The organism is Pseudomonas sp. GM80 (assembly GCF_000282515.1).
Lineage (GTDB): Bacteria > Pseudomonadota > Gammaproteobacteria > Pseudomonadales > Pseudomonadaceae > Aquipseudomonas.
This window is the reverse complement of record NZ_AKJD01000057.1, coordinates 23,762-39,847: the sequence shown is the minus strand read 5'-3', so window position 1 is coordinate 39,847 and position 16,086 is coordinate 23,762. Positions and strand designations below refer to the sequence as shown.

General features: G+C 57.4%; 21 protein-coding genes and 3 tRNA genes. 8 read left to right on the top strand and 16 right to left on the bottom strand.

Annotation, left to right across the window (positions count from 1 at the left end; all coding sequences use genetic code 11):
• From PMI37_RS09235 to PMI37_RS09200, 8 genes are all read right to left on the bottom strand, one after another.
• Window positions 1–376, bottom strand: a 376-nt coding sequence (locus PMI37_RS09235; RefSeq protein ID WP_008080178.1) for an Hcp family type VI secretion system effector, incomplete at its 3' end; no start/stop codon positions are given.
• Between the two features lie 438 nt (window positions 377–814).
• Entirely contained in the window at window positions 815–1,408 is a 594-nt protein-coding gene (locus PMI37_RS09230) for a hypothetical protein (RefSeq protein WP_008080176.1), read from the bottom strand.
• A 316-nt stretch (window positions 1,409–1,724) separates the two neighbouring features.
• A complete protein-coding gene (locus PMI37_RS09225; protein ID WP_008080174.1) occupies window positions 1,725–2,057 on the bottom strand; it encodes a phage holin family protein in 333 nt (110 codons plus the stop codon).
• Window positions 2,058–2,596: 539 nt separating this feature from the next.
• Window positions 2,597–2,956, bottom strand: a complete 360-nt coding sequence (locus PMI37_RS09220; RefSeq protein WP_008080173.1) for a PA0613 family protein — start codon at window positions 2,954–2,956, stop codon at window positions 2,597–2,599.
• Window positions 2,949–5,168, bottom strand: coding sequence for a VapE domain-containing protein (locus PMI37_RS09215; protein ID WP_008080172.1), 2,220 nt, complete (start codon window positions 5,166–5,168; stop codon window positions 2,949–2,951). Before PMI37_RS09215 ends, PMI37_RS09220 begins: the two co-directional genes overlap by 8 nt.
• Entirely contained in the window at window positions 5,158–5,382 is a 225-nt protein-coding gene (locus tag PMI37_RS09210; RefSeq protein WP_008080171.1) for a TraR/DksA family transcriptional regulator, read from the bottom strand. Before PMI37_RS09210 ends, PMI37_RS09215 begins: the two co-directional genes overlap by 11 nt.
• Window positions 5,375–5,893, bottom strand: a complete 519-nt coding sequence (locus PMI37_RS09205; RefSeq protein ID WP_008080170.1) for a phage regulatory CII family protein — start codon at window positions 5,891–5,893, stop codon at window positions 5,375–5,377. Before PMI37_RS09205 ends, PMI37_RS09210 begins: the two co-directional genes overlap by 8 nt.
• A 319-nt stretch (window positions 5,894–6,212) precedes the next feature.
• The gene (locus PMI37_RS09200) at window positions 6,213–6,437 is read right to left on the bottom strand and encodes a helix-turn-helix transcriptional regulator (RefSeq protein WP_045123078.1); all 225 of its coding nucleotides are present in this window, start codon (window positions 6,435–6,437) and stop codon (window positions 6,213–6,215) included.
• A gap of 100 nt (window positions 6,438–6,537) precedes the next feature.
• Between PMI37_RS09200 and PMI37_RS09195 the strand changes: the two genes are divergently transcribed.
• From PMI37_RS09195 to PMI37_RS09160, 8 genes are all read left to right on the top strand, one after another.
• Entirely contained in the window at window positions 6,538–7,287 is a 750-nt protein-coding gene (locus tag PMI37_RS09195; RefSeq protein WP_045123077.1) for an XRE family transcriptional regulator, read from the top strand.
• Window positions 7,288–7,540: 253 nt separating this feature from the next.
• Window positions 7,541–8,131: a hypothetical protein gene (locus tag PMI37_RS09185; protein ID WP_008080167.1), complete on the top strand. Its 591-nt coding sequence runs from the start codon at window positions 7,541–7,543 to the stop codon at window positions 8,129–8,131.
• A 10-nt stretch (window positions 8,132–8,141) separates the two neighbouring features.
• Window positions 8,142–8,423 carry a phage antirepressor KilAC domain-containing protein gene (locus PMI37_RS09180; RefSeq protein ID WP_008080166.1) on the top strand — a complete coding sequence of 94 codons (282 nt, stop codon included), beginning with the start codon at window positions 8,142–8,144 and terminating at the stop codon, window positions 8,421–8,423.
• Complete coding sequence (locus tag PMI37_RS31825) at window positions 8,410–8,589, top strand: hypothetical protein (protein WP_157173079.1); 180 nt, start codon at window positions 8,410–8,412, stop codon at window positions 8,587–8,589. Before PMI37_RS09180 ends, PMI37_RS31825 begins: the two co-directional genes overlap by 14 nt.
• A complete protein-coding gene (locus PMI37_RS09175; RefSeq protein WP_008080165.1) occupies window positions 8,582–8,962 on the top strand; it encodes a pyocin activator PrtN family protein in 381 nt (126 codons plus the stop codon). Before PMI37_RS31825 ends, PMI37_RS09175 begins: the two co-directional genes overlap by 8 nt.
• Window positions 8,959–9,432 (top strand): hypothetical protein, encoded by a 474-nt coding sequence (locus PMI37_RS09170; RefSeq protein WP_008080164.1) that lies wholly within the window; start codon window positions 8,959–8,961, stop codon window positions 9,430–9,432. The genes PMI37_RS09175 and PMI37_RS09170 overlap by 4 nt, the downstream gene beginning before the upstream one ends.
• On the top strand, window positions 9,429–9,635 hold the full coding sequence (locus PMI37_RS09165) for a DUF4224 domain-containing protein (protein ID WP_008080161.1): 207 nt from the start codon (window positions 9,429–9,431) through the stop codon (window positions 9,633–9,635). Before PMI37_RS09170 ends, PMI37_RS09165 begins: the two co-directional genes overlap by 4 nt.
• Complete coding sequence (locus PMI37_RS09160; protein WP_008080160.1) at window positions 9,636–10,667, top strand: site-specific integrase; 1,032 nt, start codon at window positions 9,636–9,638, stop codon at window positions 10,665–10,667.
• A gap of 93 nt (window positions 10,668–10,760) precedes the next feature.
• Here PMI37_RS09160 and PMI37_RS09155 read toward each other — a convergent pair.
• From PMI37_RS09155 to PMI37_RS09120, 8 genes are all read right to left on the bottom strand, one after another.
• Window positions 10,761–10,847: transfer RNA gene (locus tag PMI37_RS09155), tRNA-Leu, on the bottom strand.
• Between the two features lie 193 nt (window positions 10,848–11,040).
• Window positions 11,041–11,114, bottom strand: a tRNA-Cys gene (locus tag PMI37_RS09150).
• Window positions 11,115–11,161: 47 nt separating this feature from the next.
• Window positions 11,162–11,237: transfer RNA gene (locus PMI37_RS09145), tRNA-Gly, on the bottom strand.
• 60 nt (window positions 11,238–11,297) lie between these two features.
• Window positions 11,298–11,858, bottom strand: coding sequence for a CDP-diacylglycerol--glycerol-3-phosphate 3-phosphatidyltransferase (gene pgsA / locus PMI37_RS09140; protein ID WP_008080159.1), 561 nt, complete (start codon window positions 11,856–11,858; stop codon window positions 11,298–11,300).
• 32 nt (window positions 11,859–11,890) lie between these two features.
• Window positions 11,891–13,714, bottom strand: a complete 1,824-nt coding sequence (gene uvrC, locus PMI37_RS09135) for an excinuclease ABC subunit UvrC (RefSeq protein WP_008080158.1) — start codon at window positions 13,712–13,714, stop codon at window positions 11,891–11,893.
• Window positions 13,715–13,716: 2 nt separating this feature from the next.
• The gene (gene gacA / locus PMI37_RS09130) at window positions 13,717–14,358 is read right to left on the bottom strand and encodes a response regulator transcription factor GacA (protein WP_024012761.1); all 642 of its coding nucleotides are present in this window, start codon (window positions 14,356–14,358) and stop codon (window positions 13,717–13,719) included.
• A 127-nt stretch (window positions 14,359–14,485) separates the two neighbouring features.
• Window positions 14,486–14,929, bottom strand: a complete 444-nt coding sequence (locus PMI37_RS09125; RefSeq protein WP_008080157.1) for a GNAT family N-acetyltransferase — start codon at window positions 14,927–14,929, stop codon at window positions 14,486–14,488.
• On the bottom strand, window positions 14,926–15,687 hold the full coding sequence (locus tag PMI37_RS09120; protein ID WP_008080156.1) for a carbon-nitrogen hydrolase family protein: 762 nt from the start codon (window positions 15,685–15,687) through the stop codon (window positions 14,926–14,928). Before PMI37_RS09120 ends, PMI37_RS09125 begins: the two co-directional genes overlap by 4 nt.
• Between the last annotated feature and the right edge of the window lie 399 nt (window positions 15,688–16,086).

The following is a 16,086-nucleotide window of genomic DNA, read 5'->3' as shown; positions in this document are numbered from 1 at the left end:
TGTTGTTGATGGCGACGATGATCGCGTCTTCCAGTTTGGTGGTGTAGTAGTGTTCTTGAGTACCTTGAGCCGAAGTACGGAACCACTGGATAACGATTTCGCTCATGCGCTCGCCGGAAGTCAGAGCGGCTTGCAGCAGAGGCGAAGCCTTGTCGTAGACCTTGGTGATCACAACTGGCTTGTGAACGCGCTGACCGGTTGGCTGACCGGATTGCGGGTCACGCGGGATGATCACGTCGTGGCTGAAAGCCTGAACCATGACCTGGTCTTCGTGGCCTTCCTGGTAGGTGTTGCCAACGGAGTCAGCGGTGAATGCGCCTGCAGTGATCAGGCCTTGTTTTTCGCCGGTAACCGACATGTACGCTGGTGTAGCCATGGGTGTGCTCCTTGCTGAAAAATTTGAGAGTGCCCGGAGGCGATATCGCCCGATGGGTGGCCGACTGCCATCAAAGACCGTGCCAGGTTTTTCGAAGTGCCCGGGAACCGGGACCGAGAACGGCATGGATTGTCACTCAGCTCGTTTTTCACCTAGATAAAGGGAGGAAAGTGCGCAAAAAGTTGCGCAGTACTGCGCAACTTTTTGCGCACTTGGCTACAGACCTCGTGGCATATGGGCTGTAGCGATTTTAAAGGCAAAATATTATGACCATGTGCGCAACTTCTTGCGCACTTTCAAAAAAGGTCAATCAACACATCAATGACTGATTTTTTCATAGCACTAAGTCAACACAGCATTTTTAGATGGACAAACATTAGAAGCAGACCTTTGCACAAACCATAACAAACCGTAAGCCAATGGCTATCCTCAACAGTCCTACAATTCAAAGCCAAAATCGTCACTTGAGACTTGGGCCATTTCATTGAGCCGCTGGCGCAATGCAGCGGTCAGCTGCCGCTCCACCTCCCATGGATCAGACAGAGCAGCGAGCTGTGGTGCCAATTGCGGCGACAGGCTCATCAACGAATGATTGAGCGAACGTGCCGTTTCAAAAGCGGCTTTTTGCACAAAGCTGATCTCGACCAGCTCTCCCTGCGCCTTGCGAAATTCCATTTCTGCCATGCGCGCCAGGTAATGCTCACGATGCGCTCGTGCTTTCTGAAAGTCTGGAGTCTGCCCATGAGCAGGATCAGCGGGCGGCGGCGCAGCCATGTTAGTCGGCTCGGATTGAGCTGCAACGTGACTGTACACATCACGCTGAAGCCGCTCCTGTTGGTGGCGAGCAGCGACGGCAGCCTTGCTGGGATCGGCGGTATCGCGGATCAACGCTTCGGTGGCTAGCACGTCGACTTGTTTGCCATTTGGAGACAAGACCAGTCGACCATTTTCCTTAAGCCAAGTGATGTAGCTCGGTGATCGGCCAATGTGTGCGGCGAAGGCGCTTTTGGACAAGTAAGTGGTTGCGCTCATAAGCCCTCCTTTTCAGCGGCTTTTCAATGAATCCTTTCAAGATTTCAATGATTGAAATTTCAGTAAGCTGGCGGGGCTCCCACTAACACGATCCCGCGGGTTTCCGACCCCGTGTCCTTTGGAAATCCCCAGGGTCCCCGGCGGGTTTCTGCCCGGTCCGGTCGGTCGACTGCCATGCCCCGCCCCATTCCCTTTGGAAAGACGGACATCCCTGCGAAGGTTTCAGCTAGAGAGATTCCGCGAGTTCGCTAACCCGTGTAGGGGGCGGCCCTCGGGGAGGACCCGTGAAATCTGCACCCTACCCGGCCTGCCCGGCTCATGCCTTCGGCTCGGCCTCGCTCAGGTCCAGCCGCTTGGCCACCCAGCGTTCGTACAAGCCGATGGCAACATCGGCGCCGGCCATCGCGGTCAGGCAACCCAGGGCGCCCGCTGTCCAGATCGACAGGCCCGCGCCAAACAACAACATCATCGCTGAAACGCCGCAGACGATGCAGGCACCAGATCTAAGTGCGAGGCGCCGCAGTAACGCCCAGCCCCGCGCCCCATCCTTGTCAGCGCGCCACATCTCGCCGGACACGCCGCCAACCAATGACAGGGCAATCACCAACCAGATCGGCATCTCTGCCAGCGCCTGTTGCTCGTTCGTCATTGCCCTGCCCCTTAAGCAAAAAGACCCGGCGCAATGGCCGGGTCAGGTGGTGGGTGGCCTGCCGCGCTTGGCGGTCGCACCCATCGAAGATGGCCCCTTTTTACAGCTCGATTCTGGTGGCAGCAAGACCGTGTTAATGCCATCCGGTGAATGTGTGGCTTACGTCCGGTGAACGGCTGGCGAATGTCGGTGAATATCTCAACCCGGCTGGCTTTTGCTTCTGTTGTTTCGGTGGCGTCCCATGCGTCCCACCTCTCCAAAACAAGGTGGGACGTCTGAAAGCCCCGTAGATTGGGGCTTTGCCCCACCGTCCTACTTTTATCTCTCTTTTCTCGTGTATAGAAAGAAATTTAAAAAGCACGCGTGCGCGTAAACGCGCGTACCTGTACCCGCTACGCACACACGGGCGGGAGGCATGAAAAAGGTGGGACGGTGGGACAGCCCAACAACGACGCGGCCTGCGCCCGTCTCACCACTGTAAAAAGCAGTGGGACGGAGGCAGGCCGGTGGGACGGCGTGAGCCAGAGGGATGCCCACGATCAAGCCGCTTCCCCCAGGAGGAAGTGCTCGACCACGATGTGGGCGTCATGCAGGCGCTGGTAGTAGAGATTGCGGGTGCAACCACTGTTCGCAAGGCGTGCAGCCAGAGGCGCATCGGGCTGGAAGTAATGCACCTTGACCACCGTCATCAACTCGGGATCGAGACGTTTCTTGACGATGCGCTCAATGTCCAGAGAGGCTTCCAGCGGCACCCTGCTCCCACGCCTGCCGCGCACCAGCTGACCACCGCTGTCCATCATCATGGCGACCATGTTGCCGCCCGAGTAACCGGCGGCGACCTCATCGCTGTGCAGCTCCTGCGCCCATTGCTTGAGGGCCATATCGATCGCCTTAATCATCGAAGCACGGCTCCTCAAACGCAGGTTGTTCCAGCGCAGGCGCCCTGCCCCAACCCTCAGGTTTCTTGTACGCCCAAGGCCGCTGGCCGCTCTTGCTCAAGGCACCCAAACGGAACCGTCGCCACCCCAGTCGATGCAGAATCGCACCCACGCGCATCTGCTCCGGTTTGCCCCAATGACCCGGATCGAGTTTGAGCGCCTGACTCATCACCTCGCTGCCGGTGGTGGTCTCGCCGATCTGCGACTCTTCGAGCCAGGTCAGGATGGGCGTTTCCCATTCGTCCACCACAAAGCGTTCGTCCTGTTCCTCGCTGAACATTGGCGCTTCCTCTCGCGTTACCCACCACAGGTCGCCGGCCTCAAAGCAGAACATGGCTTCGGCCCACAACTGGTCGCGGATCTCGCGCAGCAACGCCACGTCGACCTTGGTACAAGCCACCGGCCAATACCGGCGGTTGCCAGTGGCGTCCTTGAGGTACTCGTCCTGGTTGGTGGTACCGACGAACACACACTGGCGTGGCACGTCCAGCGTTCTGCGGCCATAGCTTTCGCGGTAGGTGTCGGTGGACGCCGAAAAGAACTGCTTGGCCTTGGTGCTCTCGGCCTTGTTGAAGCTGTCCAGCTCGCCGAGCTCGACAATCCACTTGCCGCGAATCGCCTGAAAGCCGTCCTTGTCACCGAGGGCGAAAGGCGTATCCATAAACCACTCACCGCCGAGCACGCTCATCGCGGTCGACTTACCGGCGCCTTGTACGCCTTCGAGGATCATCACCGAGTCGGCCTTGCAGCCCGGCTTCATCACCCGCGCCACGGCGGAGATCATCCAGCGCTTGCCGACCTTGGAGGTGTAATCCGTTGCCTTCACCCCCATGACATCCGTCAGCCAACGCTCTAGGCGCGGCACACGATCCCATTCGAGTTTTTTCAGGTACTCACGCACCGGATGAAACGCGTGGTCGTGGGCCACGACGCTGACCGCTTCGATCACGTGCGAGGATTTCACACGCAGGTTGTACTGCTGTGCGAGCCACTTCATGACGCGCACGTCGTCGATGTCGGCCCACTCTCCGGTGCCACCGCCATAAGGCGCCGCACGCAGCTTGACGATCTTCGAGCTGAAAGCGCAGTAGCTGATCACCCCGGCCCAGCGCTCGTCGTGAGCGAGGATCAGTTCGACGTTCTGCATGTGCGCGATCAAGGCGCCGCTCTCGCTGCGGGCCAGCTGATCTTTCCAGCCACCGGCAGCCGGTGGACGGACCACGGCCAGCACCTGACGGCGAACCGCGTCGAGGCCTTCGGCGACGTGCAGGTCGTTGAAGTCGGTCCACTTGTCGTGACGCTCGACCGCGAAGATCGGCGCGACGACTTGGGCACCGACGATCAGCGCGGCGTTGCTGGCCTTTTCCTCACCTGGGTTCCAGGCATCACCGTTGGGCTTGGTGGTCTTCCAGTCGTCATCGCGGCAGATGATCAGCGGGCAACCGGCGAAGCGCTCGCGCATGACCTTGCACACGGCCAACAGGTTGCCCGCATCGAAGGCCACGGCGACGGCGAGCGACGTCGCCATGTGCAGGCTGGCGCCGGTGGCGTAACCCTCACAGACCAGTACTGGTTCGCCCGGTACCGGATGCGGACCGAGCAGATGGAAGGTGCCCTCCTTCGCCATGCCGTAGGGCCAGTAGGATTTGTCGCGGCCGGTGTCTTCCTGCTTGTTCGGGAAGATCACCTGCAGGCCCATGATCTGATCACGGGCGTTCTTCATTGGGACCAGCACGGCACCGGTGCGCGGCGCGTAACGCACGTTGATGCCAACGATCTGTTTGCGGTCCAGGTAGTCGCTGCGCCCGGTGGTCGGCATGCGCTCGAACAAACCCTGCGCCCTGTTCGCGGCCCGCCGCGCAGCGTTATTCGCGATTTCGGCGGCGCGGCGTTTGGCCTCTTCCTGGCGAGCGCGCATCACTTCGCGCTCTTCGGGGGACATGCGACCGGCCTTGACCTTGATCTTCTGCGTCTCGCCCGAACGCCAGTCACCGAAAGCGCCGAAGATCAGCGTGTCGCCCTTCTCCGTGCGCTGCTCGTGGACCACGTACCAGCCGTTCTTTTCCTTGCCCTTGTCTTGCGAAGTCTTGCAGCGGGTCAGCTTGCCGAACACCAGCGGTTGCGCTGGCTCCAAACCGTAATCGGCGAATTGCCCCAACACTTCATCGAGCATGCTGAATCCCCCGCTCAGAGAGGGACTGGCAGCTGATGCACTGCGAGCAACCCGGCTGGGCCAGACGACGGGCTTCCGGGATCGGATCGTCACAGGCTTCGCAGAACAGCAAGGAATGGGCAGCGCTTTCGGCCTTGGCAGCGCTGCGCGCGGCCATGGCCTGATCGATACGTTCCTGCACCAGATCGTTGGCGAAATCGGCGATGTCAGCCACGGTCAGCACCTCGCGTCGTCTGGTTGACGTAAGTGGCGCGGTTGAACAAACCCAGCAGCCCCTGAATGCCCCGGAACACCTGCAGGCGAATCGCCGCGAGTTCCTGATCGGTGACGACACCGTCGCCGATGCTCTTGGCCCAGGTCTCGGCGAGATCCGCGACCTGGCGAAAGTATTCGGCGATACCAGTGGTGAGGGTCTCGGGCATGTCGTTGGTGTAGGTGTCGGCCAGCTCCTGCCAGATCGTGTCACCGACCAGCGAATGCACCGCATCGAGAATGCGGCGATCCTTGGTCAGTTCGAGGATCTCGCCGAATTCCTGAATGTTGATGGAGTGGCTCGGGTGGGTAGGCGACAGTTTGTGTTGCAGCGTGGTCGGGTTACGACCGGTCGTGGCAGCGATGGCAGCAGCGCCGCCCGGGTAATCGCGAGCGGCGTGGTACAGCGCTAAATCGAGCGGCAGGATTTCCCGCTGCGCCCGTTCCAGAGAACTGAGAGCGATACGGCTCATGGCATTAATCCTAAAAGTTGCCAGTGCCGCGCGACAGAAGTTGGTGATACATTTGCCGCGTGGTCTGGAGAGGCCCAAAGCCGGCTAGGTTCGTAAGACCAACACCGGCACCGTGCCGGGGCGAACAATCCGTTGTTCCCCCCTGGCGCAACAGCTGCCAGCTCTGTGGTAAGAACGGCAGCAACACCAAGGCTTCCGAGCCTTGGAAACGCGATGAAGGTCGGCGGCATGTGGTGTGCGCACCTACTGACATCGCGGCCCGATAGCATTGTGGTGATGCTGTCGGGAGAAACTGGGCGACCCTTGGGTCGCCTTTTTTCTATGCGGCTTGAGACTCTTCCATTTCCGGAGGAAATACGTCATCAAGACTGCACGGCGCTCCTAACTTATTGAGCGCCCTGACTATGGCTCTGCACTCCGTAAGCCCTGCGATTCGACGTCCTGCTTCGTAATTGCTTATACGTGCCTGAGTCCATCCAAGAGCTACAACGAGTTCCTTTTGCTTGATCCCAGCCTTCTCTCGATGTTCAGCGATCAGATTCATGATGCCCTCCAATTAGCCGGAGCCATCTTAATCACGAATCGTAGATATTTCAACACGCAAAGTGATGATAAATAATTTCAGAGCGTGGTAAAAAAAGCACATGAACACACTCGGCGAACGTATTAAGCAATACCGCAAAGCCAAGGGCATGAGCCAACAAGCCCTTGCCTTCGCTTGCGGTTGGGAATCCCAGTCACGTATAGGCAATTACGAGAAAGGGGCTCGCCAGCCCAATCTCCACGACTTGCAAAAGATAGCGACAGCACTGGGCGTATCTTTTCCAGACTTGGTAGCAGGAAAAAATCGTTCCGACGTTGAGTCGTACTCAGACGCCATTCAAGGTCGGATTCGGTCTGAAGACCGTCTTGTGAGGGACTACGGAAGATCGAAAGACAAAGACCAACCTGTTAGCAGCCTTGTAGGCTGGGCTAAGGATGGAAAGGTGCCTGTGCTATCAAACGCGCAGCTTGGGAATGAGGGCTTCTTCGACACGGTAGAACCGCCACCAGGGCAAGGTGAAGGCTACCTAAACATACATAGCGATGACCCAGATGCCTATGGCATAAGAGTCATGGGCGATAGCCTGATGCCCCGCATAAAAAATGGCGAGTTCGTTCTTATAGAGCCGAACAAACGTTTCAGTAGCGGTGACGAGGTCATAGTTCGAACGTCCTCCGGCAAAGCGATGATCAAAGAATTTATTTATCTCCGAGACGGAATGTACCGGTTGGATAGCGTCAATACCGATCACGAAACTCTTCACATTGCAGAACAAGAGGTGGAGGAAATCCATCTCGTAGGCGGAATATTGAAGTCATCACGCTTCCTACACAGTGCCGCGCTATTTTAATCACATTATGTGTTGACACAAACAAGCACAGTGCGTGATATTTGCCTCACTCTTTACCACAGAGCGAGGCAATACCTATGCGCACCACCGCAACATTGCATGTCCATCCGGCATGCGTCAGCAATCGCAAACTGATCGAACAGCTGCAGCTCGTCACGGGCTGTCTGGTCATCATTCATAACAGCAAACCTAAGCTTGTCGCCAAGTCCTGCCAGCCCTCTCCTAGCGATCCAAACGGTGGAGGGCACGCGGCATGATCAAGTACAAGATCGACAACCGCACCCTGCAGTTGCTCAACGCCCAGGTCAACTTGACCGAGACCTTCAACCACGTCCTGCGCACGGCACCGAAGCGTGAATGCCTGGCATTCCGCCTGAAGGCTGAACGCGGCACCGTGGAAAGCACTTTTGTCGTCGAACTGGGCAGCGAACGCCACACTCTGACCCTGCCAAACGCCAAGAAGATGCACCTCAAGCTGGCCGACTTCATTGAAGAGATCGCCAACGGTCCGTTCGACACGAGCAACTCCAGCGATCTGGTGCATCTCCCGCATGCCGATCGTCAATACGGCCGTTTTGATGTCCAGGACAAGCAGCGCGTGTTCGAACTGGTGCACACCGGCGGCGTGCTGAGCCTCGACATGGGTTTTGAACTTCCCCTGCATGTGGCGCTGCATCGCACTCATACACGCCGCGGCGTCACCGCCATCTTGAGCATCGGCAACAAGAGTCCGCATACGCGCTGCTTCACCTTGTACGACCCCGATGCCGAGATCTATGCAAGGCTCATTGAGTCCATCAACCACCTTGCTGCAGCGGCCACTCCTGCTGCGCACGCGGCATGAGGAGGACGATATGGAACGCACCCTCGCCCAAGCAGCCACACAACTCGGCCTCACTCGCCCCAAACTGATCGCTCTCATGCGGGAGAAAGGTTTGCTCAAGGGAAACCTCCCGGCGGACCCGAAGCGCGACAAAGCCTACCTGCGGGTCAAGGACAGCCCCTGGTATGACGAAAAATGCGGAATGCAGTACAGCCAGTCGACTCGCGTCATGCAAGCCGGCATCCGCTGGCTGGCCGAGCAGTTGGACATCGATCTACCCGCCATCCCGGCAGACCGCCGTGACGTGGCCTAGGGAGTACGCCCGCCAGATCGTTGCCATGCGCACACGCGAGGAGCGCAATGCCGCGCTCCTCGAAGTGCCCGAACATCTGCGCGAGCTGACTAAACGCCACTGCCTGAACGCCTGGAACCACCCGGCACGACAACAACGCAAGGAGGCTCGACAAGTCCATGAGTAACGCTGCACAGAACCCGCTCCGCCTGCATCCGGCGCCCGAATCAGCCACCGTCGAACTGCTCTATCGAATCTTCGGTGACGTCCTGATCCCGCTGGAAAAAGTACGCGAGCAGTACTTTCGCAACCTCAACGAACAGTCGTTCGTGACGGAGATCAACAGCGGCCGGATCCAGCTTCCGATCACCACACTGGACACCAGCCGCAAGGCCCTGAAGTACGCGCACATCCGTCACGTCGCCTCGCTGATCGACATCCGCGCCTACAAGGCTGATGAAGACATGCAACGCCAGCAGGACGGTCAACGCCATGCTGCCCCCACACCACTGACGGCTGTCACCACCAGCCAACGACAACCCCAGGAGCACACCACATGATGACCCCAATACAAATCGGTGCACTGATCATCCTGATAGTTCTGGCCGCCCTGCTGCTCTGGGGCGGTTACATCATGGGCCGCAGCGATGGCCTGGAGACCGGCCAGCGCGAAGGTGAAGACATCCAGCGCGCCGCAAGCGCCAAAACCATCCGCGAGCTCCAGGCCTCCCTGCAGTTCATCCGGGCCGATCACACGCGCTTGGCACACACCTGCAAACGATTTGAAGCAGGTCCACTCTTCGGCCCGACCGAGCACCAGACGCTGGTCGATATCGGCGAGCTGCTTCGGATCGCCGCTGAGACCTTCAGCGCCTTTCGTACCGGCAAGAAGCTCGAGCGTGATGCCCGATCGCTGCGCGGGCAGGCGCTTGCAATGGCTGCGCAGCTGAATCCAGGAACCGAGGGCAACAAGACCGCACCGCAAGCGCATTCGAAGCGCTCAGCATTTCCTAGCAAGGAGCTAGCATGAGTATCCAATTTCTTAGCCATGAGCAAGTCTGCGAACTGACCGGAGCTAAAACTAAAGCCGGTCAGATTATGGTGCTGAAGCGCAATGGCATTCGTCATACCATCAAGCGCAATGGCTGGCCTTGCGTGATTGCGTCCGCGCTGACAGGAGCAACTACCAACGCGGCAGAAACTCCAACGTGGCAGCCGCGCCTGGTGGGATGAATGGGACGAAGACCAACAAAGCCGGGAAGCATTCCTCGCCTGCGCGAGAGAAAACGCGGCAACACAACCTATTACCTTTATGACACTGGCGGGAAACCACGCAAGGAAATCCCGCTAGGTACGGATTACGGCCTGGCCATCTTAGAGTACGCAAAGCTCGAAAAAAGCCGCGTCTCTCAAGCCCTGACACAAACCGTACTTACCTTTGCTTACGTAGCCGAGCTTTATATGAATGAGGTGGTTCCCACTAAAGCCCACGCCACCCAAAAAGACAACGCGCGCGAACTCAAAAACCTACTTCTGTTCTTCAACGATCCGCCCGCCCCTCTAGAAGCTATCGAACCGAAACATGTCAGCCAGTACCTTCGTCATCGTGGCAAGACAGCACCTATTCGCGCGAATCGGGAGAAGGCTTTACTCAGCTCCATCTGGAACTTTGCTCGCGAGAATGGCTATACATCCTTGGCAAATCCTTGCTCAGGCGTGAAGGGTAATAAAGAAACCGGTCGCGACATATATGTTGAAGACGACGTCCTTGCCCGAGCCTACCAGCATGCCGATCAACCATTAAGAGATGCTTTGGACCTGTTTTATCTAACAGGTCAGAGGGTCGCTGACACATTGAAGATGGATGAGCGCGACATAAAGGACGGAAAGCTCTCCGTCCAGCAAGGTAAAACTGGGGCTAAACGAAGGATCGAAATCATTGGTGAGCTCAAAGTCGTAATCGATCGAATCATGGCGCGAAAGGCCGGACAGAAAATCAGATCAACACGCCTGGTAGTAATCGACTCTGGCCAGCCGATGACGACCAGTATGCTCAGAAAAAGGTTCGATGACGCCAGGGAAGCAGCCGGGATTCCAAAAGCAGAATTTCAGATGCGCGACCTACGAGCAAAAGCGGCCACGGATAAAGAGGAGTCAACAGGGAGCATCAGAGAAGCTCGGGACCAACTTGGGCACACCACCGTAGGGATGACAGAACAGTACATCCGTATGCGAAAGGGCATGAAGGTCACCCCTACGAGGTGACTAACGGTCACGAATTGCGGAAAAGATTTTTTGATTGCGGAAAAAAGAACTAAGGGCTTGCATGAGGTACGTCATGCAAGCCCTTGATATTCATGGTGCCCGAAGCCGGAATCGAACCGGCACGCCCTTACGAGCGGGGGATTTTAAGTCCCATGCGTCTACCAGTTTCGCCATTCGGGCGGTAGCGCGGTGTTGCCGCTGCATTGCTCAAGTCGCGACCTGACGGGAAACAGGCTTGAGCAGCAGAGCGGGAAATATATACATCACTTCCCGCTGAAGCAAGTTCGCAATGGCCGTTTTCAAGACTAAATCTTTCGACACATTGGAAATAAAAAAGCTCCGTAAATCATGGATCTACGGAGCTTGTTTATAGTGGAGGCCGAGGTCGGAATCGAACCGGCGTAGGTGGATTTGCAATCCACTGCATAACCATTTTGCTACTCGGCCTCAAAACGTCTGTTATCAGTAGCACAACAACAAACGCGTTTTAAACTTGGAGCGGGAAACGAGACTCGAACTCGCGACCCCGACCTTGGCAAGGTCGTGCTCTACCAACTGAGCTATTCCCGCTTGGTGATGCGCATTCTATAGAATTAAGAAGCTCCGTCAACCCCTTGATTCAAAAAAGTTTTATTTCTTTTCGACATCAGTCTTCAGATGCGGCCAGGCCGCGCGAAGGTATTGAACCATCGACCACAGCGTCAGGCCTGCAGACACCATCAGCAAGGCATAACCCAGAACGACCCAGAAACTGAAGTCCCGCGGATTGGCCAACAGGATAACCAGCGCAAGCATTTGCGCCGCGGTTTTCCATTTGCCGAGGTTGGAAACAGCAACATGGGCGCGAGCCCCGAGTTCGGCCATCCATTCGCGCAACGCCGACACCACGATCTCACGACCGATGATCACGGCGGCTGGCAGCGTGAGCCAGAGATTGCCGTGCTCTTGCACCAGCAACACCAGCGCCACTGCCACCATGAGCTTGTCGGCCACCGGATCAAGGAACGCGCCAAACGGCGTGCTCTGCTCCAGGCGGCGGGCCAGATAACCATCCAGCCAGTCCGTCGCTGCCGCAAAGGCAAACACCGAGGCGGAGGCCATGTAACTCCACTGGTAAGGCAGATAGAACAGCAAAATGAAGATCGGGATGAGCAGGACGCGTAGAACGGTAATCAGATTAGGGATATTCATCGGCACAACTGGCTACGAGGTGAGGGGGCATTCTACTCGCTATGCAGGTTCGCATAAATCGACTCTGCGAGCTTTTTACTGATCCCCGGGGCTTTGGCGATCTCTTCGATGCTTGCACGAGACAGTTCCTGCAATCCACCAAAATGTTTTAGCAAGTCGCGGCGCCGTGTCGGCCCGACTCCCGCAACGCCTTCCAGCGTTGAGGTTCGCCGGGTTTTGCCACGGCGGGCGCGGTGTCCCGTAATTGCGAAACGGTGGGCTTCGTCACGAATCTGCTGAATCAGGTGCAATGCCGGCGAATCACCACGCAAGGTGAACTCGTGCGCCGCATCATTCAGATACAACGTTTCGAAGCCCGCCTTTCGCGTTGCGCCCTTCGCCACCCCGAGCAGAATCAGATCGGGGACGGCCAGTTCATTGAGCACGTCACGCGCCATCGAAAGCTGGCCCTTGCCACCGTCCACCAACAGAATGTCCGGCAACTTGCCCTCGCCTTCCTTCAGCTTGCTGAAGCGTCGTGTCAACGCCTGGTGCATGGCGGCATAGTCATCACCTGCCGTGACACCTTCGATGTTATACCGCCGGTAATCCGATTTGATCGCGCCTTCCGGGCCAAATACCACGCAGGAGGCGACTGTCGCTTCGCCGCTGGAGTGACTGATGTCGTAACACTCCAGGCGCTGCGGTGGCTCATCCAGGTTCAGCACTTCAGCCAGCGCGTCAAAACGCGCAGCGGTGTGTTGACGGTTGGCCAGGCGCGCGCCCAAAGCCTGTTCAGCGTTGGTAACCGCCAGTTGCTGCCAGCGCGCACGCGTCCCGCGCACCCGATGACTGATAGCCAGTTCGCGGCCACGCAGTTCATGAATCGCTTCGATCAGCGTCGGGAAGTCTTCGTGCACCACGTTGACGATCAATTCGCTCGGCAGATCGCGCTCCGGGCTGCTGATGAAGTATTGGCCGAGGAAGGCCGCCATGACTTCAGAGACGTCCTCTTCAATCCCCACTTGCGGGAAGAAGTTCTTGCTGCCCAGCACGCGTCCGCCACGAACACTGATCAAATGTACGCAAGCGCCGCCCGGATTGACGAAGGCTGCAATGACATCGATATCACCCGTACCGCCCTCCATGCTCTGCTGATCCTGCACGCGACGCAGCAATGCAATCTGATCACGCAACTCGGCGGCGCGTTCGAACTCGAGATTGATCGCCGCCTCCTCCATTGCCGTGGACAGTTCATTGGTCAGGGCATGGCTGCGCCCCTCGAGAAACATCACCGAGTGCCGCACATCCTCGGCATAAACCTCAGGCTCGACCAGACCGACACAGGGCGCCTTGCAACGCTTGATCTGATATTGCAGGCACGGGCGTGTGCGGTTCTTGTAGTAACTGTCTTCGCACTGACGAACGAAAAAAGTCTTTTGCAGCAAACTGAGACTTTCACGAATGGCCCCGGCGCTCGGATATGGACCAAAGTACTTGCCCTTGGCCTTTTTCGCCCCGCGATGGATGCTCAGACGCGGAAACTGGCCGTCAGACAGAAAGACGTAAGGGTAGGATTTATCGTCGCGCAACAGAATGTTGTACGGCGGGCGCCATTCCTTGATCAGCGTTTGCTCTAACAGCAGCGCTTCGGTTTCGTTGGCGGTGATGGTCGTTTCGACCTGCGCTATGCGCCCCACCAGTGCGGCGGTTTTCGGCGCCAGGCCAGTCTTGCGGAAATAGCTGGCCAAGCGTTTTTTGAGGTTCTTGGCCTTGCCGACGTACAGCAGACGCGCATCGCTGTCGAACATCCGATAGACGCCGGGGCGCCCACTGACAGTCGACAGAAAAGCGCCGGAATCAAATGTTTCAGTCATGATCAGGCGCTGGCATCGACCATGCCATGGCGAACCGCTAAAAGCGTCAACTCGACATCGCTACTGATCGAAAGCTTCTCGAAAATACGGTAGCGGTAGGTGTTCACGGTTTTCGGGGACAGGCACAACTTGTCGGAAATTATCTGGACTTTCTGACAGCCGACAATCATCAAGGCGATTTGAATCTCCCGTTCGGACAAGGCATCGAACGGCGAATCGTTGGTCGGTTGAAAGGACTTGATTGCCAACTGTTGAGCAATCTGCGGACTGATGTAACGCTGGCCAGCAAATACCAGGCGAATGGCCTGAACCATTTCCGGCAGCCCCGCGCCCTTGGTCAGATAGCCGGCGGCTCCGGCCTGCAGCAACCTCGTAGGGAATGGGTCTTCCTCACAAACCGTCACGGCAACCACTTTGATGTCCGGATGACTGCGCAACAGTTTGCGCGTCGCTTCCAGGCCACCGATGCCAGGCATCTTGACATCCATCAGGACGACATCGGGTTTCAACTCACGCGCCTTGATCAGGGACTCTTCCCCGGACTCGGCCTGGCCGACCACTTGCAGGCCATCGATATCGGCCAGCATACGTGTAATGCCTGTACGAACGAGATCATGGTCATCGACCACTAGCACCCTAATCAAGCAGACACCTCGCGATATGGTCTTATTGGGATGCCGGACACCTTAGCAAAAAGTGCCAGACAGACCTAGCAGAAAGCCGCATTTAAAAAGTTTCAATTCATCTTTCAGAGCTTGCCAGCCGTGGGTTTCAGAGCACAGGTGTTCTTAAATCGAGCTGCATGCGCAAGAAACACTCATCTTTACCTTGAAGCTGTAGTCCTTTTCTCTGATACAAATTTTTTGCCGGATTATTTTCAAAGACCGTGAGACGCAGTGCCGGACGTCTTTCCTTGCTGGCTATCTCGATAACCTGATCAATTGCCCAGGAACCTGCCCCCTGCCCCTGAAACGCCTCAGCTATCTGCAGTTCTCGGATATACAAGGCACGAGCATCCCGACTGAGACTGAAAAAACCGATCGCCACTTCATCGCGACAGATCAACCAACTCTCTCGTCCAGACCACGCGACATCAAACGCGTCGTCCTGCCACAACAAATCATGCTGAATGTAATAACGCAGCATGTTCTGACAGGTGAGCGACCTGGCGAATGCCAAATCCTCAGGCGATGTGCGACGCAGCTGAAATGTCATACCGCTCGTACTACGGCAAGTACTTCACCCTGCCATGCACCTTCGATTCTGCGGGCGACCACCAGGCAATCTCCGGAGCCTGGGGCCGATACAATCAGCGCACCATCCTCGGACCAGATCGCACTGCGCCCTGCCGACTGCCAGCCGCCGGTAAGGCCACCATGATTGGCCATCAGTACGGCCATTGAGTGCCGGCGAGCGTAGCCTTGTAGCAGTGCGGTGTCGGGCGCATAACCTGCTTCTCCGATTAATACCCCGGCAGCATAAACGTTGGCCCCTAGGGCGCAGGCGTTCGCTGCGTGGCTGGCGTGGGAAAAGTCCGCGCAGACTGCCAGCGCAACGGTATCGCTGCCAATTTTCACGTTGGCCCCGCCGTTTCCAGGTGCAAAAATCAGCTCCTCCCCCGCATGCAAGTGTTGCTTGCTGTAAACACTGAGCGAGCCGTCTGCGCCTAGCACCAGCGCGCCTATCACCACCGCTGAACGCGGCGTCAATCGAATCGGCATCCCCACGACAGCCGTAACACCAAGCTCTCGAGCCAGATCCCGTAGCGGTTGCAGCACGCCATCTTGCGGATCAATCGCCAATGCAGCGGCTACCTCGCCCTCATACCCGGTCAGCGACAACTCCGGAAATACCACCAATTCAACGCCCTGCTCCGCCGCCACTTCGATAAAGCGCAGGTGGCGATCGATATTGGCGGCGAGATCACCGGCAATGGAAATTGATTGGGCTGCGGCCATGGTCAGCGTCGACATGATGCGTCCTTGGGATAGAGGCAAAACACAGAGTGTGTCACACCGTGCTCAGCACTCAAGCGATAGGCAGATTAATGCGCATGCCATAGCATTTTCTGATTGCTGTGGCGTATCGGCCTCTAGTAAGCTCGGCGCATTCATCGGAGACAGATCATGTTCAACGCCCTACCACAGCTTCTGACGGCCAGCGCACTGCGCTCGGTTGCGGCTGCGCGTTTGAATGGCGTTTGCGCTCCTGCCAGCTTTTATTTTGGGTATTGGTTTAGCCACTGGCGCGCCTGATACCCACACGGCGCCCATAAAAACGGGTCGCCACCAGAGAATTCTCAACCCCCGGTCGGCCTCCCGACCGGGGGTTTTGTTTTTTCAGGCCCAAACTTTTTAGCAACACTCCAGACA